The organism is Arthrobacter sp. 2MCAF14 (assembly GCF_052115645.1).
In the GTDB taxonomy this organism is placed as follows: domain Bacteria; phylum Actinomycetota; class Actinomycetes; order Actinomycetales; family Micrococcaceae; genus Arthrobacter.
In genome coordinates this window covers 20,048-42,357 of sequence record NZ_JBFRHB010000011.1, presented here as the reverse complement: position 1 = coordinate 42,357, position 22,310 = coordinate 20,048, and the positions used below count along the sequence as shown (strand labels likewise).

Here is a 22,310-nt window from a genome sequence, read left to right as displayed (position 1 = left end):
CTAAGTACGGCCGAACGACCCGATGAAGCTACGATCACACCTTCCCAAGGAGAACCCCATGACTCTTCCCGCAAACGTCACCACCGGCGTCTGGACCCTCGACAACTCCCACAGCGAGATCGGCTTCACCGTCCGCCACGCAGGCATCAGCAAGGTCCGCGGCCAATTCACCGAGGCCGAGGCCACCTTGGAACTCGGCAGCGGCCTGACCGACTCCAAGGTCGCAGCAACCATCCAGACCGCCAGTTTCGACTCGGGCGACGCCAACCGCGACGGCCACGTCAAGGGCGAGGACTTCTTCGATGTGGAGAAGTTCCCGGAAATCAGTTTCGTCTCCCGCCACGTCAAGGCCAACGGCGACAGCTTCGACCTCGTGGGCGATCTGACCATCAAGGGCGTCTCCAAAGAGGTCACCATCGAGACCGAGTTCAACGGCGTGGCCGTTGACCCGTTCGGCAACACCCGCGCAGGCGTCTCCGGTGAGACCACCATCAGCCGCAAGGACTTCGGCCTGACCTGGAACGCAGTGCTTGAGGCTGGCGGCGTGCTGGTCAGCGACAAGGTTGTCATCAACCTCGAACTGGCTTTCATCGCACCTGCCGCCTGATCCCGTTCCAAATCCTCCGGGTTCCCGGACTGAATGGCGCCTTCGGGGCCGCACACGATTGCGTGTGCAGCCCCGAAGGCGCCATTTTTTCTCGCGGTGTCACCCGCCCATTGTTCGGGGAAAAGCCGAGACTTAGCGGCGAATTAGCCAAGAATTTCCTATGAATCCTTAAACCTCAGGTCTAAAGTGATGCCATGAGTAACCCAAACGAAGCTCCTCAGCCTCAGCAGCCCGGAGCCCAGCCACCGCAGCCCGGCAATGTCCCTCCTGCGGGTTACCAGCCTCCGCAGGGATACCAAGCACCTCCTTCTTACCAAGCGCCCCCTCTTACCAGCAGCCCGCTCCCGGATACCAGCAGCAGGGCCAACCCGCCTACGGCATGCCGGCGGGTCCGAATACCGCCCCGCCGGCAGGACTCGGCTACGCGGCCCCGGCGCGGAACACTTTTGGACTCGACTTCAACAACATCGCGCAGCGCTTTCGGGACACCACCGGAGTGCCGCAGCAGCTGACCATCTCTTACTGGTTGTGGGTCGCGGCTGGCGCCTTGGGTATTGTTGCCAGCTTCCTGAACATCTTCACGATGCGCGGCCTCTTCGGCGAGATGATGGTGGGCCCTGGCATTGTGGGCCTGATTTTCAGCCTGGTGTTCGCAGCCCTCTACATCTTCATTGCCATTCGACTCAAGGAGGGCTCCCGCTGGGCGCGACTTGTCCTGACCATCCTCGGAGCGTTCGCGGTAATTTCCCTTCTGGTCCAGGTGGTTACCCTTAACCTCAACTTCATCGGATCGGCGGTAGCCGTCGCGGCTGCGGTCTTGATGTGGCTTCCGGAGTCCAGGAAGCACTTCGTATAACGGACAACCCAGTACCCATAACTGAAGGCCGCGGCCGGTCCCGGGAGGACCCCGCGGCCTTCCGTTTGTCCTCGCTCCATTCACGGGGGATCCGCCGAAGCTTGTTCGGCGAGAATTCTTCCCGTGAATCATCACCAGCACTGTGCCGTCGGGGTACGGTGGAATTAAGCCGAGCTGGGGGCAGGGCACGTTGCACCCGGCAGCCGTATCTGCAGTCGACACGCAAAGGAATGCCATGAGCACCCCTCCGTACCCGCCATCCACTCCCGGCGAGAATCCCACCCCTGAGGAGCCGAAATACGGCCAGCAGTCACCTCAGCAGGGTCAGCAGCCGCAATACGGCCAGCAAGCTCCCCAGTACGGCCAGCCTTCCGCGCCACAGTACGGGCAGCAGGCTCCGCAGCAGGGTCAGCAGCCCCCTTACGGCCAGCCTTCCGCACCCCAGTACGGGCAGCAGGCACCGATGTACGGCCAGCAGGCACCTCAGCAGCCGCAGTACGGCCAGCCTCCCGTCCCGCAGTACGGTCAGGGCGGACCGGTCGCCTGGCCGAGCCAGCAGCCTGCCGCGACGTCCGGAGTCCCGCAGCTGGTCAATATCTCCTTCTGGCTCATGCTTGCAGCCGGCTTGCTGACCTTGATCGGCATTCCGTTCACGATCGCTACGCTGAACTCACCGGCGGGCAAGAGCATGTTGGATCAGGCCCTGTCGGCGCAGGGAACCAGCGCTTCAGGCATAGACACCAGCAGCTTTATCAACATTCTGGTCACCGTCCTGGTTATTTTCTCGGTGATCTTTGCCGGGCTCTACGCACTGGTTGCATTCAATGTCCGCAAGGGGAAGAACTGGGCCCGCATCCTGGGCACGGTCTTTGCCGCAATTTCCCTGCTGGGCCTGACCCAGATCGGCATGGGCACCATCACCATCCTTCTGGGCATCGCCGCGATCGTGCTGCTGTACTTGCCGGCCTCGGCGCCGTACTTCCGGAAAGCCCAGCCGTTCGCGAACCCCTACGGCCAGGCGCCTTACGGCCGCTAGGCCATACGGCGAACGGCCACAGGGCCTATAGCTAAGAACAAAACCAACAACGGGCGCAGACCCGGTCCGGCCTAAATGGCTTGGCCCGGGGTCTGCGCCCGTTGTGCGTGATACGCCAGGATCTGAAGCTCAGTGGCCATGTCCACCTTCCGCAGATTCACGTAGGGCGGAACCTGGAGCAGCACTGGAGCAAAGCTGAGGATGCTGCGGATACCGGCGCTGATGACGCGGTCGCAGACATCCTGTGCCACCGCTGCGGGAAGGGCCAGGACAACCATGTTGGTGCCGGTCCGCTGAAGGACCGTTTCAAGATTGGCGGCGTCGCTGACCCGCAGCCAGCCGACTTCGTTCCCGATGATCATGGGATCGGCGTCGAGGATCGCCACCACGTCGAACCCCCGCGACTCGAATCCGCCGTACCGCGCCAAGGCTTTGCCGAGGTTTCCGGCGCCCACAATGGCCACTTTCCAGTCGTGGGTCAGGCCGAGCGCCGCCGCGATGTGCCGGCTGAGGTACTGGACCTCGTATCCCACGCCACGCGTTCCATAGGAGCCGACGTAGGAGAGGTCTTTGCGCAAGGTGGACGAACTGACTCCCGACGCCTCAGCCAAAGCCTCGGAGGAAACCCGTTCCACGCCTTCGCCCAGGAGGGAGTTCAGAGCGCGCAGGTAAAGCGTCATCCGGGCCACAGCCGCGGGCGGTATCTGCTTCGCGGCAGAGTCCTTGTCCCCGGGCACAGCTTCGGCGGACGGTTCCAGCGCAGTCACGTTCTTCTCCATTGCGTCGCTTTGTTTTCCCACTCTATTGCCAACAAAGCTCTGCACGCATGTTCAGGCGGCGATGGCCTTCTTCAGGACCCGCACCAATCGTGCCTCGTCGATTTTCCAGAAATCCCGCTGAATTCCGTCCACGAATACCACCGGGATCTCCTCGGCATAGCGCTCGCGCAGTACCGGGTCAGTGTCGATCGACTGTTCCGTCCACGTGAGCCCAAGGCTTGAGGTCACGCGCTCGACGGCGTCACGCGCCGCGGCGCAAAGGTGGCAGTCAGCTTTGGTGAGGAGTACGACGTCGGGATTTGGCATGGTTCAACGGTATCGCTTCAACGTCGGCACGGCCGTCGCGAACGGCAGGGGGCCAGGCGATTGACTAGACTCAAGGCATGCCCGTCGAGAAGAACGCCGTTGTGGCCACCGCGCCGAGTGCAACGCAGCAACACGGCGAAGCCGCATTCTTCGACGTCGACAACACCCTCATGAAGGGTGCCAGCCTCTTCCACGTCGCCCGGAAGATGTATGAACGCAAGGCCTTCACACTCTCGCAAGCCGCGGGTTTTGCCTGGAAGCAGTTCAAATTCGTCCTGCGGGGCGAAAAAATGGAGGACGTCCATTCCGTCCGGGATTCCGCGCTGATCCTCGCGGCCGGTATCAAGGTGTCCGATATCAAGGAGCTGGGCGAAGAGGTCTACGACGAGATGATCGAGTCGCGGATCTGGCCCGGCACCAAGGCCCTGGCAGAACAGCACCTGCGTGTTGGCCGGAAGGTCTGGCTCGTGACGGCGACGCCCATCGAAGTTGCCACTGTCATTTCCACGCGGCTCGGCCTGACCGGCGCCCTGGGTACCGTCGGCGAAGTCGAAGATGGCGCGTACACGGGCCGGCTCGTGGGCGAGATCCTCCACGGACCGGCCAAAGCCGTGGCTGTGCAGCGCGTAGCGGACGAAGAAGGCCTGGACTTGAAGCGCTGTTGGGCGTACAGCGATTCACATAACGACATCCCGCTGCTCACCTTGGTGGGCCACCCGGTGTGCATCAATCCCGACGCCGGGCTTCGCCGCCATGCGCGGGAGAACAACTGGCCCGTTTACGACTTCCGGTCCGGCCGCCGGGCAGCCACGCTCGGCCTCAAAGCCGCGACCGTCGGTGGCGCCGTCTACGGTTTGTGGCGGGGCTTCTCCAAGTTCCGCAGCCCGAGAGCCTAACCCAGGCAACCCTCGCTCACATAAAGCCGCCTCTCAAGCAACCATCGCTCACATATAGCCGCCTCTCCAGCAACCCTCGCTCACATATAGCCGCCTCTCCAGCAACCCTCGCTCACACATGAGGTAAGAATCGCCATGCGGCCACATACCTGAGCGAGCGTCTCCGAAACGACCCACATACCTGAGCGAGCATCTCCGGGGGATGGACGCAAAAATGCCCGCCGCCTTGAGAGGCAACGGGCATTCACGCTGTAGGAAGTATCTCTACTTCTTATTGCGACGCTGGTGGCGGGTCTTACGAAGCAGTTTGCGGTGCTTCTTCTTGGCCATACGCTTGCGGCGCTTCTTAATAACTGAACCCACGTAAGTTCCTTACCAAACTAGATTGAGATTCTGTCTGCTGGGTGAGGTCCTTGAACTGAGCAACAGACTTTACAACTGACAGATTCTTACAATGACGTAAAACGTTCCTTAACAGGGTACCGCTTATCGGGGGCACCCAATGACCGCCGGCCCCTTCGGGAACCAGGCATGGCTCAAGCCGTCTCCGAGTGTCCGTCGACGATCGCGCCCTTGAGGTACTGGCTCACGGCTTCTTCGGGGACACGGAATGATCGTCCAAATCGGACGGCCGGCAATTCTCCCGAGTGGACCAGACGGTACACGGTCATTTTGGAAACCCGGAGGACTTCGGCAACTTCAGCCACTGTCATGAAACGCGCGTTCGAGAAGTTAGTCTCTGCGGACATTTCTCCATATTCCTTTGCTCTCAGCGGTTAGCGGCGAACCCCAGCATTCATTACCTGGTGTGCCGATGCTGAGCCATCAAACAACCATGTGCTAGATACTCTAGAGGCTGCTGGTACCAAAGTGAAAGTCTTTCGGCCAAGTGGAGGCTAGGTTTCCTTTAGTTGGAAGCGGCCACCCGACGCTTGCGGGCCGAGGCCGCCAACTGGTCCAGGACGGACACCGTGACGTCCCATTCCATGCAGGCGTCCGTGACGCTCTGGCCGTACACCAACTCTTGTTCGCCAGCAGACTGCCGCTCCACATCCAGGTTCTGCGCCCCTCCGACAAGGAAGCTCTCCAGCATGACGCCGGCGATCGGCGAAGCCACGTCATCTTCCAACTGCGCACCGATCTCCAAGGCGACTTCGGCCTGCCGATGGTGGCTCTTGCCGCTGTTGGCGTGGCTCGCGTCAACAATCAGGCGCGGATTCAGCCCCTTCGCCGAGAGCTTCTCCGACGCAACAGCGACTTGCTCGGCGGCGTAGTTCGGACCCTTGCGGCCACCGCGCAGGATCACATGGGTGTCCGGGTTGCCCGCAGTCGCCACCAGTGCGGCGCGGCCATCGCCGTCGATCCCCAGGAATGCCTGGGGCGCTGCAGAAGCACCGCAGGCATCGATCGCTACCTGGAGGTCGCCGTCGGTCCCGTTCTTGAAGCCGATCGGCATCGACAGCCCGGAAGCGAGCTGACGGTGGATCTGGCTCTCGGTGGTCCGCGCACCGATCGCGCCCCACGCCACGAGGTCGGCCATGTATTGCGGACTGATGGGCTCGAGGAATTCGGTGGCGGTCGGCAGGCCCAGGGCCGTGACCTGCTGAAGGAATCCACGCGCCGCACGGAGTCCGGCCGCGATGTCGTGGCTGCCGTCCAGGTGGGGATCGTTGATGAGGCCCTTCCAGCCAACCGTGGTGCGCGGCTTCTCGAAGTACGCCCGCATGACGATCAAAAGGTCTTCTTTGTGTTTCTCGGCCTGGCTGACCAGCCGGCGTGCGTATTCCAGGCCGGCCTTCGGATCGTGGATGGAGCAAGGGCCCACGATCACCAGGAGGCGATCGTCAACGCCGTCCATGATGGCGCGGACTCCGTCGCGTCCGCGTTCGACGACAGCGGCGGACTTGGCGTCAAGCGGCAGTTCCGCGCTGATTTCCAGCGGAGTGGGGAGCGGCTCGAAGCGGTTGACGCGCAGGTTCGACGTCGACTGGGCGCGGGAATTCGCGACGTCGTCGTTATGTGTGGTGTGCTCTGCGGCGATGCTGGTCATGAAAGGGGTCCTGTTCCGAAAGAGGTGCGGACCCTGCTCAGAGCCCGCCTGGAAATGGCGAAGGGCAGAGAATCATCTCTGCCCTGTTGGCTCTGAAGGAAAGTTGGATGCGTGTCAGTTAGACGCGGGCCCCTCCAGAGCCAACGAAAAATACGCATACCAACGCTTAGTCATAGCCAAACCATAACCTCAGGCTCCGGATGCCCGCAAATTGAAATGCAACGACATCAAGGGAAACCGTTTCCCCACGCACTATAAACTTCACCTCAGAACAAATGTCCCCGCCGCGTTGGAACAGGGCGGCCCCAGCTCCAGGAAGGAAACCATGCCAGGCAGAAGGAACACCCGGCGGGTGGGCATCGCAGATGTGGCATCCATGGCCGGTGTTTCGCATGCCACGGTTTCCCGCGTCATGAACGGAAATACAACCGTGGACGCGGACATTGCCGCTCGCGTGCGCGCGGCCGCCTTGGAGCTGAAGTACAAGCCGAACCCAGTAGGCCGCAGCCTGGCCCTGGGAAAAACCGACACTATCGGAATCGTGGTGCCGGACCTGTCCAACCCCACGTTCCAGGCCATTCTCCGAGGACTGAGTATTGCCGCGGCCCGCGACGGCTACCGCGTATTGATCGCGGACTCCTCCGAGGTCTCCAGCGAAGAAGCGATCCTCGCCGGGGAAGCCCGGAGGCGATGCGACGGCGTCGTTCTTTGCGCCCCCCGCATGAGCGACGCGGAACTGGAAGAACTCGCCCCCACGCTCTATCCGCTCGTCCTCATCAACCGGACCACCGAGTCGGTGCCGACTCCCAGCCTCGTGGTGGACTACGGCCAAGGCATCCAGGAGCTCGCCGCCCATCTGGTCGAGCTGGGCCATCGCAAACTGGCCTACCTGACGGGACCGGACCGCAGCGCGTCCAACGTGCAGCGCCTCCGCGGTCTCGAAAAGTTCACGGCCGAATTCCCGAACGTCGAATTGCAGTTCATTCCCGGAGGCAACACGTTCGACGCCGGATTCGAGTCAAGCGATGCCGTCGCCTCGTGCGGGGCCACCGGCATCCTCGTCTTCAACGACGTCGCGGCGATGGGGCTCTTGAGCGGACTAAGCCAGCGCGGGATCCGCGTGCCGGAAGACTTGTCGCTCACCGGTTTCGACGACATGCCCTTCGCCCGGTACACCATGCCCCCGCTGACCACCGCCGCCGTGCCGATCTCCGACCTCGGGGACCTTGCGTGGCGTCGCATGCGGGAGCAGATCCAGACCAAAGACGCCGCCTCCCCCACGAACTACTTTCCGCCTCGGATTGAGCTCAGGGGCAGCACCGGACCCGCTAAGGCCTAGGTTCCGCAGGGGCTTGCCCCAGCCCGGCCTCCCGGTAGTACCCCTCGATGTGCGCGGCAACCAGCGTCGCTGCCCGGCCGCCGTCGCCGGCGTTCATCGCCGACAAAATCGCGCGATGCTCGGACCGCAGGCGCTGGGCGGTGCTATCCCAATCCGGCAAGTTTGCCGTGAGCGCCGCCGCGTAACCCTCAATCGCTTCCCGGAGCGATCCCATGATGGTGCTCACCACGGCATTTCCGGCGGCTTCCGCCAGCGCCAGGTGGAAGGCGACGTCCAGCGCGAGGAAGCCGTCGACGGCGGCACTCACGTCCATTTCGTCCAGGAGCCTCGCTGCTTCCTCGAGTTCGGGGGCGTCAGCTTTGGCGCGGGATACCGCCCACGATTCGAGCAGGACCCGCGTTTCCACGATGTCGGCGACGGGCAAATGCTGCGTGGCCACGTGGAGGCGGAGCGCGGAGCCGAGGGCCGTGGCCGGTTCCGCGATGACCACAGTCCCGGCGTCCTTGCCGGAGCCCACGCTTGCCCTCACGACGCCCATGGCTTCCAGGATCCGGATGGCTTCGCGGACCGACGTCCTTGAGACTTCCAGCTGTTCGGCCAGCGCCCGCTCAGCGGGAAGCCGTCCACCAAGCACCAAGTGCCCGTCGGACAATTGCTTTTCGATCCAACTCAGGACGAGCTCGTGCGTTCGCATGGATAAATAGTAGTTGATGTGGTTGGACCACATGGCATAGAGTGTGGTCTAACCACACAAGCACACTGGAGACAGCACCATGACGCAGACCGTCCAGCCGAGTAACGCCCCTTCCTTTGAGGAGCCAGCGAACGTCCCCACCGCCGTCGGGCGCCCCGCAGCACTCAAGCGCCGGGTTCCCAAATACTCGGACCTCGCGCCGCTCATGAAGTTCAAGAAGCCCGAGTTCGGCAACGCGGCGAAGCTGCGCCGCGCATCCACCATTTGGGAACTGCGAGACATCGCCAAGCGACGCACTCCCCAGGCACCGTTCGACTACACGGACGGCGCAGCGGAGGCGGAAATCACGCTTCGCCGGGCCCGCCAGGCATTCCAGGACATCGAGTTCCGGCCGGGAATCCTGCGCGACGTCTCCAGCATCGACCTCAGCACCGGGATCCTGGGCAAGGAATCCCGGCTTCCGTTCGGCATCGCGCCTACGGGATTCACGCGCATGATGCAGTCGGAGGGTGAGTACGCGGGCTCGCAGGCGGCCGAAGCGGCCGGTATTCCGTACACTCTCTCCACGATGGGCACGGCTTCCATCGAGGACGTGGCCGCCGCGGCTCCGAACGGCCGCAACTGGTTCCAGCTGTACCTCTGGACGGACCGGGACCGTTCCCTGGAGCTGATCGAGCGAGCCGCCAAGGCCGGAAACGACACCCTTATGGTCACCGTGGACACCGCCGTCGCGGGCGCCCGGTTGCGGGATGTCCGCAACGGCATGACCATACCGCCGGCGCTGACCGTGAAGACCGTCCTGGATGCCTCGTACCGGCCAGCATGGTGGTTCAACTTCCTCACGCACGAGCCGCTGACTTTCGCCTCGCTCTCCCGCTACACCGGAACCGTAGCCGACCTCATCAACTCCATGTTCGATCCCACCCTGACCTTCGACGACCTCGACTGGCTGCGCGAAACCTGGAAGGGCAAGCTCGTAGTCAAGGGCATCCAGACGGTGGAAGACGCCCGCAAGGTGGTGGACCACGGCGCGGACGGCGTCGTGGTCTCCAACCACGGCGGGCGCCAGTTGGACCGGGCACCGATTCCGCTGCACCTCGTTCCGGAGGTCGCCGCCGCGCTTAAGGCGGACAACAGCGACGCCGCCATCATCTTGGACACCGGCATCATGAGCGGCGCCGACATCGTGGCAGCCCTGGCCCTCGGTGCCGACTTCACATTGATCGGCCGCGCGTACCTCTATGGGCTCATGGCCGGCGGGCGCGCGGGCGTGGACCGCACCATCCAGATCCTGGAGAAGGATATGGCCCGCACCATGGCCCTGCTCGGAGTCACGAAGATTTCGGAACTGAACCCGGACCACGTGCGCCTGCTGAAGCACTAGGTCGGGCTGCCCAACTAACTCGCAGTAGGTGTCGTTTTGGGGCCTCAAAACGACAACAAATGCGAGCTAGTTGGGGCGGGGTGGGCAGGATGGCGCGGGGCGCGCGTGCGTGCGTGCGTGCGTTGGGCCTAAATGAGGCCTTGCGCCAGCATGGCGTCGGCGACCTTCACGAAGCCGCCGATGTTGGCACCCAGGACGTAGTTGCCGGGCGCCCCGTATTCCTCCGCGGTTTCGGCACAACGATCGTGGATGCCCACCATGATTTCCGTAAGGCGTGCTTCGGTGTATTCGAAGGACCAGGAATCGCGGCTGGCGTTCTGCTGCATCTCCAACGCAGACGTCGCCACACCACCGGCGTTGGCTGCCTTGCCCGGGGCAAACAGGATGCCCGCGTCTTGGAAAACGGCAACGGCTTCACGGGTGGAGGGCATGTTGGCTCCTTCGGCGACTGCCAGCAGACCGTTGCTGACGAGCTTGGCCGCGGCGGCGCCGTCGAGCTCGTTCTGCGTCGCGCACGGCAGGGCAACGGCGCCGTTGACGTCCCAGACCGAGCCGCCGGCCACATAATTGGCTCCTCGGCGGCGCTCCGCGTATTCCGTGAGACGGCCGCGTTCGACTTCCTTGATCTGGCGGAGCAGCGCGACATCGATGCCGGCCTCGTCCACGACGTACCCGGCGGAATCGGAGCAGGCCACCACGGTGGCGCCGAGGGCCTGGGCTTTGGCGATGGCGTAGATGGCCACATTGCCCGAACCGGAGACCACCACACGTTGGCCATCGAAGGACCGGCCCCGGGTCTTGAGCATCTCCTGGGCAAAGATGACCGTGCCGAAACCAGTGGCTTCCGGACGGACGAGGGAGCCGCCCCACGACATTCCCTTACCCGTCAGCACGCCCGACTCGTAGCGGTTAGTGATGCGCTTGTATTGGCCGAACAGGTAACCGATCTCGCGGCCTCCCACGCCGATGTCGCCGGCAGGAACGTCCGTGTATTCGCCGATGTGGCGGTACAGCTCAGTCATGAAGGACTGGCAAAAGCGCATGATTTCGGCGTCGGAGCGGCCGCGGGGATCGAAGTCCGAGCCACCCTTGCCGCCACCGATCGGCATGCCTGTCAGGGCATTCTTGAAGATCTGCTCGAAGCCGAGGAACTTGACGATGCCCAGGTAGACCGAGGGGTGGAAGCGCAGTCCACCCTTGTAGGGGCCCAAGGCTGAATTGAACTCGACGCGGAAACCGCGGTTGACGTGAACGCGTCCGGCGTCGTCGGTCCACGGCACGCGGAAGATGATTTGGCGCTCCGGTTCGCACAAGCGCTCAAGGACGGCGCCCTCCAGGAATTCCGGGTGCCTGTCGTGCACCGGGCCGAGGCTTTCAAAGACCTCGGTGACGGCCTGGTGAAATTCCAGCTCACCCGGGTTCCGCGCCAAGACGGTGTCCCGGACTGCTTCCAGCCTCGAATCCATGTGACTCCCTACAACTTCTGCGCCTAAAGGCGGGTCTGCCTGCAATCCCGCCCATGCTCCCATCAGACGCGCGGCAGTCTCCATCCGAACCGATTACGACCGGGCAGCGCTCAGGGCACAGGCCCGCGAAAAGCGCGGAGTTTCAAGGAAATCATCCGCCAGGGTCAAATGGCAGCGTGACCGGGATCACCCCGGTTTGCCGCTACTTCTTCCGCCCGAACTTCGGCAGATTGGGTAGGTTCGGCAGGTTCGCCAAGAGGTCCGCAGCCTTGGTGGCCGCACGGCCAACCGTACGGCCGATCTGCTGCGGCCTGGTGTCGTCGATACCCGCGACGGGGGCAACAGCTCCGGAGATGGGAACGGTTTCAGGCAAGCGCTCGACGTCGGTGCTCGTCGGAGAAGCGAGCGGCTCGCCGTCTGGCTGGGTCCGCGCTGCACCCGGCTGGCCCGCTGCACCCTGCCCAACCGTACGGGGCCGCGGGCTGCGGGCCGGCGTGGCGGCCTCGGCCGCGGGCTTCGCGGGACCGACGTCGAACGTCTCCAGCCAGCTGGCAACCCCGGCGAGCGGCTTCGGGTTCAACGCGTAATAGCGTTTCTGTCCCTGCGCGCGCATGCTGACGAGATCCGCCTCGCGGAGTACCTTCAGATGCTTTGAAATGGTGGGCTGGCTCGCTGCGAGCTCCTCCACCAGTTCCCCCACAGCCTTATCCCCAGAGCGGAGGGAAACCAGAATGTCACGCCGGGTTGCCTCAGCAATGACGGCAAATACGTCGTCAGTCACCATGCCTCCCACCCTAGCGACATATACGCCAAAAGGCATCAACTATTTCGCCTCTGCCCGTGCCGTTCCCCCGGCTTTGCGCCTACCAGCGGAACAACCATCAGTCGAACCAGGGGTCCAGCCCGTAGAGCGGGAAGATCTCCTTGCGGGTGGCGATGATGGTGCGGTCCACGGCGTCCGCGGGGTCATACCCGACCTCCCACGAACGCCACCACGTGTCCACGCCGTCGCCCATGAGTTCCGGAACCGTTTCCCCGTACTTCTCCCTGACATAGCTCCGGAAAGCCTCCGGGACCGGAGCCGTCAGCTGGACGGGATGTTGGGCCACGATGCCTATCAAATGGCTCCACGTGCGCGGTACCACTCCCGTGATGTCGTAACCCCCTCCCCCGGTGGCGATCCACCGGTTTTCGCAGAACCGGGCAGAGAGGCCCCCGACGGCGGTGGCCGCCTCGCGTTGGCCGTCCACGCTGAGGTTGAGGTGCGTGAGGGGATCGAGTTTGTGGGAGTCGCAGCCATGCTGGCTCACGATGACTTCCGGTTCGAAGGCCTGCACGAGTTGAGGTACCACGGCGTGGAACGCGCGCAGCCACCCGGCGTCGCCCGTCCACGCAGGCAACGCCACGTTGACGGCCGTGCCCAGGGCGTCCTGTCCGCCAATCTCGTTGGCGAATCCCGTTCCGGGGAACAACGAGAGGCCACTTTCGTGCAGGGAAATCGTCAGGACCCTGGGGTCGTTCCAGAAGATGCTTTGGGTGCCGTCGCCGTGGTGAGCATCGACGTCGATGTACGCGACCCGCCGGACACCGCCGTCGAGCAGCCTCTGCACGGCGAGAGCGGCGTCGTTATAGATGCAGAAGCCGCTGGCGCGCTCGCGGGAGGCGTGATGCATGCCGCCGCCGAAGTTGACGGCGCGGACCGCTGTCCCGGAGAGGATCGCTTCGGCCGCGAGCAACGACCCTCCGGCAAGCCGGGCGCTGGCTTCGTGCATCCCGGCAAAAGCGGGATCATCCTCGGTGCCGAGCCCGCGTTCCGGGTCAGGCGTCGTCGGGTCTTCGCTTGCACGCCGCACCGCGGCGACATATTCGGCACTGTGCACGGCCAGGAGTTCGACGTCGGACGCGACCTCGGGCGCTTGGACGGACACATGCTCCAGGTCGAAGAGTCCGAGCGCCGTTGCGAGCCTGGCCGTCAGTTCCAGCCGTGCGGGGGCCATCGGATGCGAGGGACCGAAATTGTATGCGGTCATGGCGGGATCCCACGCCACCGTCGTTGGCAGCGGGGACGGACGGAGGCCTGCCCAGGAAGTCATCAATGACAGGCTACCCGAGCGGCGGGAGCGCACCTGCCCCGTTACAGCTGGCGATTAGTGGTTTACTACTCAGGAAAGCAGAATCAAACGACCAGAAGCGAACAGCACTGCCATGACTCAGAGCCAGTCGAGGTCCCGAGACCCGGCCAGCTGGCAAACCGTCCAGCCGGAGCGGGGAGGCCTGTGGATTTTCACGGGTATCCGCGACTTCATCGACAACATCGCCAACTCCTCACCGGCGCGATTGGCGCTGACGGCGTACGTCTTCGCGATTCTCTTGTTCACCGGGCTGCTTTCCCTGCCGGCGGCATCGGCCGACGGTTCGGTCACTCCCATCCACCAAGCCCTGTTCACCGCTGTCTCAAGCGTGTGCGTAACTGGCTTGACGGTTGTGTCGACGGCGACGCACTGGACCTTCTTCGGCCAGCTCGTGATTCTCGTGGGCATCTTCGTGGGTGGATTGGGAACCCTGACACTCGCATCCCTCCTGGCCCTCATGGTCAGCAAACGGCTGGGCGTGAGGGGCAAGCTCATTGCCCAGGAGGCCATGAACAACGCCGGACGCCTCGGCGAAGTGGGTACATTGTTGCGGATCGTCATCTCGACGTCCGTGACCATCGAGGCCGTACTGGCCGTCGCGATGATTCCCCGGTTCCTGACACTCGGAGAGGACTTCTGGCAGGCCGTCTGGCACGGGGTCTTCTATTCGATCTCGTCCTTCAACAATGCCGGTTTCACACCCCATTCCGACGGAATCGTGCCGTACGAGGCGGATCTGTGGATTCTTGTGCCGCTTATGCTTGGCGTGTTCCTTGGCAGCCTCGGCTTCCCGGTCATGTTGGTGCTCCGACGGCACGGCCTCAATTGGAAGAAGTGGAGCCTCCACACCAAGCTCACCATCCAGGTTTCCCTGATTCTCCTCGTTGCCGGCGCAGTCCTCTGGGCCTTGATGGAATGGGACAACACCAACACCATCGCCAACATGAGCTTCGGGGACAAGATCACGCATTCCATTTTCGCCTCGGTGATGACGCGCTCCGGCGGCTTCAACCTGGTTGACCAGAGCCATATGGATTCCACCACGAGGCTCCTGTCGGACGCGCTCATGTTCGCCGGCGGTGGTTCGGCGTCGACGGCGGGCGGCATCAAGGTGACCACCATTGCGGTCATGTTCCTCGCCATCGTCGCTGAGGCCCGGGGCGACGACGACGTAAAAGTTTACGGGCGCACGATCCCCGAAGGCACCATGCGGGTAGCCATCTCGGTGATCGTCGCCGGTGCCACCTTGGTGTGCGCATCCGCATTCCTGCTGCTGGCCATCAGCGGCGCCAGCCTGGACCGGGTGCTCTTCGAAACCATTTCAGCCTTTGCAACCGTGGGACTTAGCACGAACCTCAGCGCCGAGCTGCCGCCGTCGGGCGTCTACGTTCTCGCCGCCCTCATGTTTGCCGGCCGCATCGGCACCATAACCCTTGCCTCCGCCCTGGCCCTCCGCCAGCGCAGGCAGCTATTCCATTATCCGGAAGAGAGGCCGATCATTGGCTAATTCAACAGGCGCCCCTAACCGGCCGGCGCACAACGCGCCCGTGCTGGTGATCGGCTTGGGCCGATTCGGTGCAGCCACCGCCGAGCAGCTCGTCAAGCAGGGACGCGAAGTCCTGGCCATCGAGCGGGACCGCACGCTCGTCCAGAATTGGGCTTCCGTGCTGACCCATGTAGTCGAGGCGGACGCCACCAACATCGATGCCCTCCGCCAGCTCGGCGCGCAGGAATTCAGCTCTGCCGTAGTGGGCGTGGGAACGTCGATCGAGTCCTCGGTGCTCATCACGGTGAACCTCGTGGATCTGGGCATCGAACACCTCTGGGTGAAAGCGATCACTGCCTCACACGGCAAGATCCTCACCCGCATCGGCGCCAACCACGTCATCTACCCCGAGGCCGACGCCGGCGTCCGTGCGGCACACCTGGTCTCCGGGCGCATGCTGGACTTCATCGAGTTCGACGACGATTTCGCCATCGTGAAAATGTACCCGCCCAAGGAAACCGTGGGTTTCACCTTGGATGAGTCCAAGGTCCGTTCCAAGTACGGCGTGACCATAGTCGGCGTGAAATCCCCCGGCGAGGACTTCACCTATGCCCGGCCGGACACGAAGGTTTCCGGCCGCGATATGTTGATTGTGTCCGGGCACGTGGACCTGCTGGAACGGTTCGCCGCGCGGCCGTAGCTGACTCTAGCTGTGGCCGCCTGGTACTAAGCGAGCTGCTGTGTGATCTCCGCAGCCCGGGCCGCTGCTGCGCGGGCTCCGTCGGCGATGATCGCGGGTATGCCGCCGTCGTTGAATGCCGCGATGGCACGTTCCGTGGTGCCATTGGGGCTGGTCACGGCGATGCGCAGCGCAGTGGGGTCCGCACCCGGCTCTGCAAGCATGAAACCCGCGCCTGCCACGGTCTCGCGGGAAATCATGAGGGAGAGCTCCGGATCCAGGCCAAGTTCGACGCCGGCGGCAGCCATCGCCTCGGCAAGGTAGAACACGTACGCAGGGCCCGAGCCGCTGATGGCGGACAATGCATCCACCTGCTCCTCCGGTATCTCCACCACGGTGCCTGCGGCGGCGAGGATGTCCTTGGCCAGCTGGAGCTGCTCGGGACTGCAGTTGGTCCCGGGTGAAACGGAGACTACGCCTCGTCCGAGCTTGGCAGGAGTGTTGGGCATGGTGCGGATGACCGGCTGACCTGCGGGAAGGGCTGCTTCCAGCTGTGCGATGGACACGGCTGCGGCAACGCTGATCACAATGGTGTTCTTAGCCAGCGAGGGCGAGATTTCACGTGCGAGATCGGCAATGCCGACAGGCTTGACACCAAGTATGACAACCGAAGCGCCCTTCGTGGCCAGCTTGTTGTTGTCTGGCTCCTCGGCTCCGGCGATGGTCATGACATGGTGGCGCTCAGCCAGTTCGGCGGCGCGCTCTGCTCGACGTACGGTTGCGACGACGTCCGAGGGATCCGTTCCGGCGGCAAGCAGGCCACCCAGGATGGCCTCGTTCATGGACCCACAGCCAAGGAATGCGATTCGGTTGCTCATGGCTCCATGATGCCAGTTCAGCCGCGCCACCGCAGAACCAGTGCAAGGCTTTCCGGGGCCGCAAAGGATTCCCAGCTAGTTCCCAAGGTTATTGCAGGCTGCACCCAAAATCGCTCCGTAACTTAGTAATTACCTCATTGAGGGTGCGAGTGATGAGGCGGGCATGGGGATGTCCGCCACAAGCACCGGTGGTCGAACGGGTTTCCCCCCATTTTCCCGTATCGACCGCCGGTGCTTTCTCGTTTAAGGAACCTAGATCTCGAAGGCTCCCACGAGCGGCGCCCCCAGGTGCTGGCGCGCAAAGCGCAGCGTTTCGGCGAGCCACTCCTCGCGTTCACCGGCAGCCTTGGCCTTGCGCGTTGAAATCTCGGCAACCACGGTGCCCTCGAATCCGTTGGATGCGAGATACTGCAGCGCCTCGGCGCACTGTTGGGTTCCGTAACCGGGGATCAAGTGTTCGTCCTTGCCCGAGCCCGAACCGTCCGTGAGGTGGACGTGGCGCAGCTTGCTCCCGAGCGCCCGGATCGCCTCAAGGCTGTTGGCACCCGCGGTGGCGGCATGCGAGAAGTCCCAGGTCACGTCGTCGTAATCCTGGCCCATCGGATCCCAGTGCGGAAGGTAAGCGAGCGCCTCCCGGCCGCGCACACGCCACGGGTACATGTTCTCTACCGCGATGTGCACCTGATACATCGCCGCGATCTCGCGCACACCGGCAGCGAAGTTCTCCGCGTAGTTCGACTGCCAGCGGAACGGCGGATGGACCACTACAGTGTTGCAGCCGACTTCGCGCGCCATCTGGCAGGACATCTCGATCTTGTTCCACGCCGGACCCCAAACCTGCTGGGTCAGGAGCAGGGTGGGGGCGTGGATGGAGACGATCTGCTGGTCGTATCGATGGCTTAGCTGGATGAGGGCATCCGGGTTCTGGCTGGTGGCGTTGTTGGTCACCATCACCTCGACACCGTCGTACCCCAGGTCCTGGGCCACGGCAAAGGCGTCATGGACGCTGAGCGGATAGACGGAAGCGCTGGATAGCGCCACCGGGATCCTCGGCGTGTCTTCTTCGGAGTGCTCGACGTCGGTGCTCATGTTAGTTGGCCTGCCTCCCGGCGATGGGGATTGGTGTAGATACTGCCGCGGGCGCGGCCGTTCCAGTGTTGGCGCCCAGGCGTGGTACCGGTACCGCACCTCCGAGCCCGACATGCGGGGCAGGGGCAAGCGGGCCGTCGAAGATCAGCTGGTCGAGCCGGCGCAGGATTAATCCCTCGCGCAGGGCCCAAGGGCAGATCTCCATGCTGGGAAACTCGAACATTTCCAATGCGGCCTCGGCCACGAGGGCGCCCGCAAGGATCTGTGCTGCCCGTGCATCTGAGACGCCCGGGAGATACAGCCGATCCTCGACGGTCATAGCGGAAATCCGCTGCGCCCAGAGTCCCAAGTCCGTGGCGTGGAGTTCGCGCTTGACGTACGGACCGGCGCCGCTCGGGGCCGCGCCTGCGATGCGTGCAAGCGAACGGAAAGTCTTGGAGGTTCCGGCCACCAGGTTGGCCCGGCCCAATTGCTTGAACTCACGCACGACGGGCTTGAGTGTGTGGCGGATGTACTTGCGCAGCTCTTTGACGCTCTTGGCCGTGGGCGGGTCATTGTGGAGCCAGTCCCTGGTCAAACGGCTGGCGCCAAGCGGTACTGACACTGCGAGCTCGGGCAGTTCGTCCTGGCCAAACGCCATTTCGAATGAGCCGCCGCCGATGTCCAGGTCCAGGATCGGTCCGGCGCCCCAGCCGTACCAGCGCCGGACCGCGAAGAACGTCATGGAGGCTTCTTCGCTGCCGGTCAGTTCCTGCAGGGTCACGGTGGTCTCGTGCTTCACCCGGGCAAGGACCTCGACGCCGTTGGTGGCTTCGCGGATGGCCGAAGTACAAAAAGCCAGGAGGTCCTCGGCCTTGTGGCGGGCTGCGAACTCCCACGCTTCGAGGACAAATTCGATCAACTCGTGTTGTCCGGCGTCGTTGATGTTGCCTTCGGCGTCCAGGAACTGAACCAGCGAAAGTGGTCGCTTGTGGGAGGCAAACGCGACCGGGCGTGCGCCTGGATGCGCGTCCACCAAAAGCAAATGGACGGTGTTGGAACCGATGTCTAGGACGCCAAGACGCATTCTGCCATTATTCCCCGATTCGAAGCGTGTGAAGCAAGTTCGACTGCCGATTCGTGCCGGCGGTTAGTCAATTAGTCCCGGGGTCCGTCGGTGCGTGCTTCTACGGTCGCGTCTTCGGGCGGGCCGTCGGCTTCGGCGGCTTCGTTGGCTTCGTCGGCGCGGGTGAAGTCTCGGCGGACGTTGGCGATGCCTTCCGGGCCCATCTCGAAGCCGTGCTCGCTGCCGGGGTTGATCACGAGGCCCAGCTCGTCACCGATGCTGTCCAGAATCGCAGAACCGTGGGTGCCAAGAACGTTTGGCGCTGCCTCGAGGAAGTGCGACTCCACCCGGCTTGGGTGGCTGAACACGGCGAGGACAGGCTGGCCCTCTGAGTTCGCGAGGACAAGCGGCTCCACGGCGGCGTCAGGCTTATCCAAGGAGTCGGTGCTCAGGATGTAGACCTCGTTGTTCAGGAAGGCCAGGATGACGTCCACCGGGTTCGCGTCGGGTTGCCCGGACTTTGCGAGCTTGGACTCAAGGTCGTTCAAGGGCAGGGATTCCGGTGCTGCAGGCTGATCTGTCATGGTTCCACTCGATCACGGTTCCCCGGCCCGAAGCAATTCCCGGGCCGCTCTCCGCCCTCCGTCCGGCCACCCGCCGCCCACCCGCCGCCGAGATCGTGGGTGCGGGCCGGAATTCCTTAACCATCCGACCGGCAGTCCGAACGGGAGTGATCCGGCAGCGTGCGTCTAAGCGAGGAACGAGCGAGCACGCAGAGGATTGCTCCCGTTCGGAGCTGTAGCGGAACTACTTCTTCGCAGCAGCCCTCTTCGCAGGCGCCTTGCGGGCCGTCGTGGTGGTCCGCTTGACCGGACCCTTGGCGCGCTTCTCCGCAAGCAGCTCGATGGCCTGCTCCCGGGTCAGCTCCTCCAAGGACGTGGCGCGCGGAACCGTGATGTTGGTGACGCCGTCGGTGATGTACGGGCCGAAACGGCCTTCCTTCACCACGATGTTCTTCTCCGAAACAGGGTCCGGACCGAACTCGGCCAGGGGCGGTACGGCTGCACGCGCACCACGCTGCTTCGGCTGGGAGTAGATCTCCAGTGCCTGGTCCAGGGTGATCGTGAAGATCTCTTCCTCGGATCCGATGGAACGCGAGTCCGTGCCCTTCTTCAGGTAAGGCCCAAAGCGGCCGTTCTGCACCGTGATGGGGTTGCCTTCAGCGTCCGCGCCGAGGACGCGGGGCAGGCTCATGAGCTGAATGGCTTCATCGAGCGTCACCGAGTCAACGGACATCGACTTGAAGAGCGAACCCGTACGCGGCTTGGCCTTGACAGGCTTCTTCGCCGGCTTGGGTTTGCCGTTTTTGTAGTACTCCACCGGCTGGTTTGCCAGCTGCTCTTCCGTCATCTCGGGGATGATCTCGGTGACATAAGCGCCGTAGCGTCCGTTCTTCGCAACCACGGTGTGCCCGGTGTGGGGGTCTGCACCCAGGACACGTTCCTCGGGGGCGGCCGTTTCCATGAGCTCCACGGCCTTGGCCGCAGTGAGCTCGTCCGGTGCGAGGTCCTCGGGGACGTTGGCACGCGCCGACTCCACGACCTCGCCGGTCTTGGGATCGATAGTGGGGATCGAGCTTTCCAGGTACGGGCCGAACTTGCCGACGCGCAGCGTAATGCCTTCGGCGATCGGCACCGAGTTGATCTCGCGGGCATCGATTTCACCGAGGTTGTTGACGATGCTCAGGAGACCGGGATCGGCGTCTTCACCGTAGTAGAAGTGCTTGAGCCAAGCAGCACCGACGGCCTGGCCGTTGGCGATCTTGTCCAGGTCACCTTCCATGTCCGCCGTGAATTCGTAGTCCACGTAGTCGGTGAAGTGCTGTTCCAGCAGGCGAATCACGGAGAAGGCGATCCAGCTGGGAACCAGCGCAGACCCTTGCTTCCGGACGTAGCCGCGGTCCTGGATGGTGGAGATCGTGGACGCGTAGGTGGACGGACGGCCGATGCCACGCTTTTCCAGCTCTGCCGTAAGCGATGCTTCCGTGTACCGCGGCGGTGGCGAGGTCTCGTGGCCAACGGCAACGATTTCCGAAGCGGTGAGGGAATCGTCCTTGGCCACGTTGGGCAGGCGCCGGGCTTCGTCGGAATCGTCGTCGCCGCGGCTCTCGTCCTTGCCTTCTTCGTAGGCCGCGAGGAAGCCCGGGAAGGTGATGACCGTTCCGGAGGCCGAGAATTCGGCGTCGCGACCATCGCTAGCCACTGCGCCGAGGCGGATGGTGGCGGTGGAGCCCTTGGCGTCGCCCATCTGGGAGGCAATGGTGCGCTTCCAGATGAGTTCGTAGAGGCGGAAGGCGTCGCCGGTCAGATGGTTGGCCACCTGGGCCGGGGTGCGGAAAGAGTCACCCGCGGGGCGGATGGCTTCGTGGGCTTCCTGCGCGTTGGCGGCCTTGTTGGCGTAGACGCGGGGAGACTGCGGCACGTACTCGGGACCATACAGTTCGGCGGCCTGGCGGCGTGCAGCCGTGAGGGCTTCGTCGCTCAATGCGGACGAGTCCGTACGCATATAGGTGATGTAGCCGTTTTCATACAGGCGCTGGGCGATCTGCATGGTGCTCTTTGAGGTGAAGCGCAGCTTGCGGCCGGCTTCCTGCTGAAGGGTCGACGTCGTGAACGGCGCCGCGGGACGGCGCGTGTAAGGCTTGGTGTCGACCGAACGGACGCGGAAGTCCGCGTTCTCGAGTCCGGCGACCAACGACGTCGCGAGTTCCTCGTTGAGGTGCACCGCATTCGCGGAGGTGAGGACACCGTCGTCGTTGAAGTCACGGCCGCTGGCTACCTTCGCACCGTCGACGGCAGCAAGCTTCGCTTTGAACGTCGCGGAGCCGGTACCGAACTGGCCCGTCAGGTCCCAGTAGGATGCGGACTTGAAGGCCATGCGTTCGCGTTCGCGGTCGACCACCATGCGGGTCACCACGGACTGCACACGGCCGGCCGACAGGCCACGGGCAACCTTGCGCCACAACACCGGGGAGATTTCGTAACCGTATAGGCGGTCCAGGATACGGCGCGTTTCCTGGGCGTCCACGAGGGCGCTGTCGACGTCGCGCAGGTTGTCCATGGCGCGGTGGATGGCTTCCTTGGTGATTTCACCGAAGGTCATGCGGTAGACGGGAACCTTGGGTTTCAGGACCTCCAAGAGGTGCCACGCGATGGCCTCGCCCTCGCGGTCCCCATCGGTTGCGAGATAGAGCGCGTCAGCGTCTTTCAGCTGGGCCTTGAGCTCGGCGACTTTTTTCTTCTTGTCCGGAGACACAACGTAATACGGTTTGAAGTCGTTTTCGATGTCGACGGCGAACTTGCCAACCGAGGTCTTCTTCAGTTCTGCAGGGAGGTCCGATGGCTGTGGGAGGTCGCGGATGTGACCGATCGAGGCCTCGACAATGAAGCCTTCGCCCAGGTACTTGGCGATGGTCTTGCTCTTGGCCGGAGACTCCACGATCACGAGTTTCTTGCCGGTTTTTGCCTTGCTGGGCACGGTTCTCCTACAGAAAAATGAATTGCTTGGGCTCGTGCCCATATTGGCCTA

Annotated in this window: 22 protein-coding genes; 8 read left to right on the top strand and 14 right to left on the bottom strand. The window is 63.6% G+C overall.

Going from position 1 to position 22,310, the window contains the following annotated elements; translation table 11 throughout:
- Positions 1-58: 58 nt before the first annotated feature.
- The 3 genes from AB4074_RS09800 to AB4074_RS09790 all read left to right on the top strand — a co-directional run bounded on the left by AB4074_RS09800 (position 59) and on the right by AB4074_RS09790 (position 2,499).
- Positions 59-607 (top strand): YceI family protein, encoded by a 549-nt coding sequence (locus AB4074_RS09800; RefSeq protein WP_441413216.1) that lies wholly within the window; start codon positions 59-61, stop codon positions 605-607.
- 379 nt (positions 608-986) lie between these two features.
- Complete coding sequence (locus AB4074_RS09795) at positions 987-1,463, top strand: hypothetical protein (RefSeq protein WP_441413215.1); 477 nt, start codon at positions 987-989, stop codon at positions 1,461-1,463.
- Between the two features lie 235 nt (positions 1,464-1,698).
- A complete protein-coding gene (locus AB4074_RS09790; RefSeq protein WP_441413214.1) occupies positions 1,699-2,499 on the top strand; it encodes a hypothetical protein in 801 nt (266 codons plus the stop codon).
- 71 nt (positions 2,500-2,570) lie between these two features.
- Here AB4074_RS09790 and AB4074_RS09785 read toward each other — a convergent pair whose 3' ends face one another.
- Both AB4074_RS09785 and AB4074_RS09780 read right to left on the bottom strand, forming a co-directional pair.
- Entirely contained in the window at positions 2,571-3,278 is a 708-nt protein-coding gene (locus AB4074_RS09785) for a redox-sensing transcriptional repressor Rex (protein WP_441413213.1), read from the bottom strand.
- Between the two features lie 51 nt (positions 3,279-3,329).
- Positions 3,330-3,584 carry a glutaredoxin family protein gene (locus tag AB4074_RS09780; RefSeq protein WP_234748772.1) on the bottom strand — a complete coding sequence of 85 codons (255 nt, stop codon included), beginning with the start codon at positions 3,582-3,584 and terminating at the stop codon, positions 3,330-3,332.
- Between the two features lie 77 nt (positions 3,585-3,661).
- Between AB4074_RS09780 and AB4074_RS09775 the strand changes: the two genes are divergently transcribed.
- The gene (locus AB4074_RS09775) at positions 3,662-4,480 is read left to right on the top strand and encodes an HAD family hydrolase (protein WP_441413212.1); all 819 of its coding nucleotides are present in this window, start codon (positions 3,662-3,664) and stop codon (positions 4,478-4,480) included.
- A 264-nt stretch (positions 4,481-4,744) separates the two neighbouring features.
- On the opposite strand, the gene AB4074_RS09770 is transcribed toward AB4074_RS09775, so the two are convergent.
- The 3 genes from AB4074_RS09770 to AB4074_RS09760 all read right to left on the bottom strand — a co-directional run bounded on the left by AB4074_RS09770 (position 4,745) and on the right by AB4074_RS09760 (position 6,530).
- Positions 4,745-4,843 (bottom strand): 30S ribosomal protein bS22, encoded by a 99-nt coding sequence (locus AB4074_RS09770; protein WP_003792170.1) that lies wholly within the window; start codon positions 4,841-4,843, stop codon positions 4,745-4,747.
- Between the two features lie 173 nt (positions 4,844-5,016).
- The gene (locus AB4074_RS09765; RefSeq protein ID WP_441413211.1) at positions 5,017-5,229 is read right to left on the bottom strand and encodes a helix-turn-helix domain-containing protein; all 213 of its coding nucleotides are present in this window, start codon (positions 5,227-5,229) and stop codon (positions 5,017-5,019) included.
- Between the two features lie 158 nt (positions 5,230-5,387).
- A complete protein-coding gene (locus AB4074_RS09760) occupies positions 5,388-6,530 on the bottom strand; it encodes a 3-deoxy-7-phosphoheptulonate synthase (protein WP_441413210.1) in 1,143 nt (380 codons plus the stop codon).
- 325 nt (positions 6,531-6,855) lie between these two features.
- Between AB4074_RS09760 and AB4074_RS09755 the strand changes: the two genes are divergently transcribed.
- A complete protein-coding gene (locus AB4074_RS09755; protein ID WP_441413209.1) occupies positions 6,856-7,869 on the top strand; it encodes a LacI family DNA-binding transcriptional regulator in 1,014 nt (337 codons plus the stop codon).
- Here the strand turns inward: AB4074_RS09755 and AB4074_RS09750 are convergent.
- Complete coding sequence (locus AB4074_RS09750) at positions 7,859-8,563, bottom strand: FadR/GntR family transcriptional regulator (RefSeq protein ID WP_441413208.1); 705 nt, start codon at positions 8,561-8,563, stop codon at positions 7,859-7,861. The genes AB4074_RS09755 and AB4074_RS09750 overlap by 11 nt on opposite strands.
- Positions 8,564-8,642: 79 nt before the next feature.
- On the opposite strand from AB4074_RS09750, the gene AB4074_RS09745 reads away from it, so the two are divergent.
- Positions 8,643-9,947, top strand: coding sequence for an alpha-hydroxy acid oxidase (locus tag AB4074_RS09745; RefSeq protein WP_441413207.1), 1,305 nt, complete (start codon positions 8,643-8,645; stop codon positions 9,945-9,947).
- Between the two features lie 128 nt (positions 9,948-10,075).
- On the opposite strand, the gene gdhA is transcribed toward AB4074_RS09745, so the two are convergent.
- The 3 genes from gdhA to AB4074_RS09730 all read right to left on the bottom strand — a co-directional run bounded on the left by gdhA (position 10,076) and on the right by AB4074_RS09730 (position 13,506).
- The gene (gene gdhA, locus AB4074_RS09740) at positions 10,076-11,413 is read right to left on the bottom strand and encodes an NADP-specific glutamate dehydrogenase (RefSeq protein ID WP_441413206.1); all 1,338 of its coding nucleotides are present in this window, start codon (positions 11,411-11,413) and stop codon (positions 10,076-10,078) included.
- Between the two features lie 202 nt (positions 11,414-11,615).
- Positions 11,616-12,197, bottom strand: a complete 582-nt coding sequence (locus tag AB4074_RS09735; protein WP_441413205.1) for an ArsR/SmtB family transcription factor — start codon at positions 12,195-12,197, stop codon at positions 11,616-11,618.
- A gap of 97 nt (positions 12,198-12,294) precedes the next feature.
- Positions 12,295-13,506, bottom strand: coding sequence for an acetoin utilization protein AcuC (locus AB4074_RS09730; protein WP_441413204.1), 1,212 nt, complete (start codon positions 13,504-13,506; stop codon positions 12,295-12,297).
- Between the two features lie 112 nt (positions 13,507-13,618).
- On the opposite strand from AB4074_RS09730, the gene AB4074_RS09725 reads away from it, so the two are divergent.
- On the top strand, positions 13,619-15,052 hold the full coding sequence (locus tag AB4074_RS09725; RefSeq protein ID WP_236812705.1) for a TrkH family potassium uptake protein: 1,434 nt from the start codon (positions 13,619-13,621) through the stop codon (positions 15,050-15,052).
- Between the two features lie 40 nt (positions 15,053-15,092).
- Complete coding sequence (locus AB4074_RS09720) at positions 15,093-15,731, top strand: potassium channel family protein (protein WP_171983496.1); 639 nt, start codon at positions 15,093-15,095, stop codon at positions 15,729-15,731.
- 26 nt (positions 15,732-15,757) lie between these two features.
- Here the strand turns inward: AB4074_RS09720 and proC are convergent, their stop codons facing one another.
- The 5 genes from proC to topA all read right to left on the bottom strand — a co-directional run bounded on the left by proC (position 15,758) and on the right by topA (position 22,259).
- Complete coding sequence (proC, locus tag AB4074_RS09715; RefSeq protein WP_441413203.1) at positions 15,758-16,588, bottom strand: pyrroline-5-carboxylate reductase; 831 nt, start codon at positions 16,586-16,588, stop codon at positions 15,758-15,760.
- A 252-nt stretch (positions 16,589-16,840) separates the two neighbouring features.
- Positions 16,841-17,677, bottom strand: a complete 837-nt coding sequence (locus AB4074_RS09710) for a sugar phosphate isomerase/epimerase family protein (protein WP_059389509.1) — start codon at positions 17,675-17,677, stop codon at positions 16,841-16,843.
- Between the two features lies 1 nt (position 17,678).
- A complete protein-coding gene (locus AB4074_RS09705; RefSeq protein ID WP_441413202.1) occupies positions 17,679-18,743 on the bottom strand; it encodes a Ppx/GppA phosphatase family protein in 1,065 nt (354 codons plus the stop codon).
- Positions 18,744-18,814: 71 nt separating this feature from the next.
- Positions 18,815-19,306, bottom strand: coding sequence for an SseB family protein (locus tag AB4074_RS09700; protein WP_441413201.1), 492 nt, complete (start codon positions 19,304-19,306; stop codon positions 18,815-18,817).
- 223 nt (positions 19,307-19,529) lie between these two features.
- Positions 19,530-22,259 carry a type I DNA topoisomerase gene (gene topA, locus AB4074_RS09695; protein ID WP_441413200.1) on the bottom strand — a complete coding sequence of 910 codons (2,730 nt, stop codon included), beginning with the start codon at positions 22,257-22,259 and terminating at the stop codon, positions 19,530-19,532.
- Positions 22,260-22,310 lie beyond the last annotated feature (51 nt).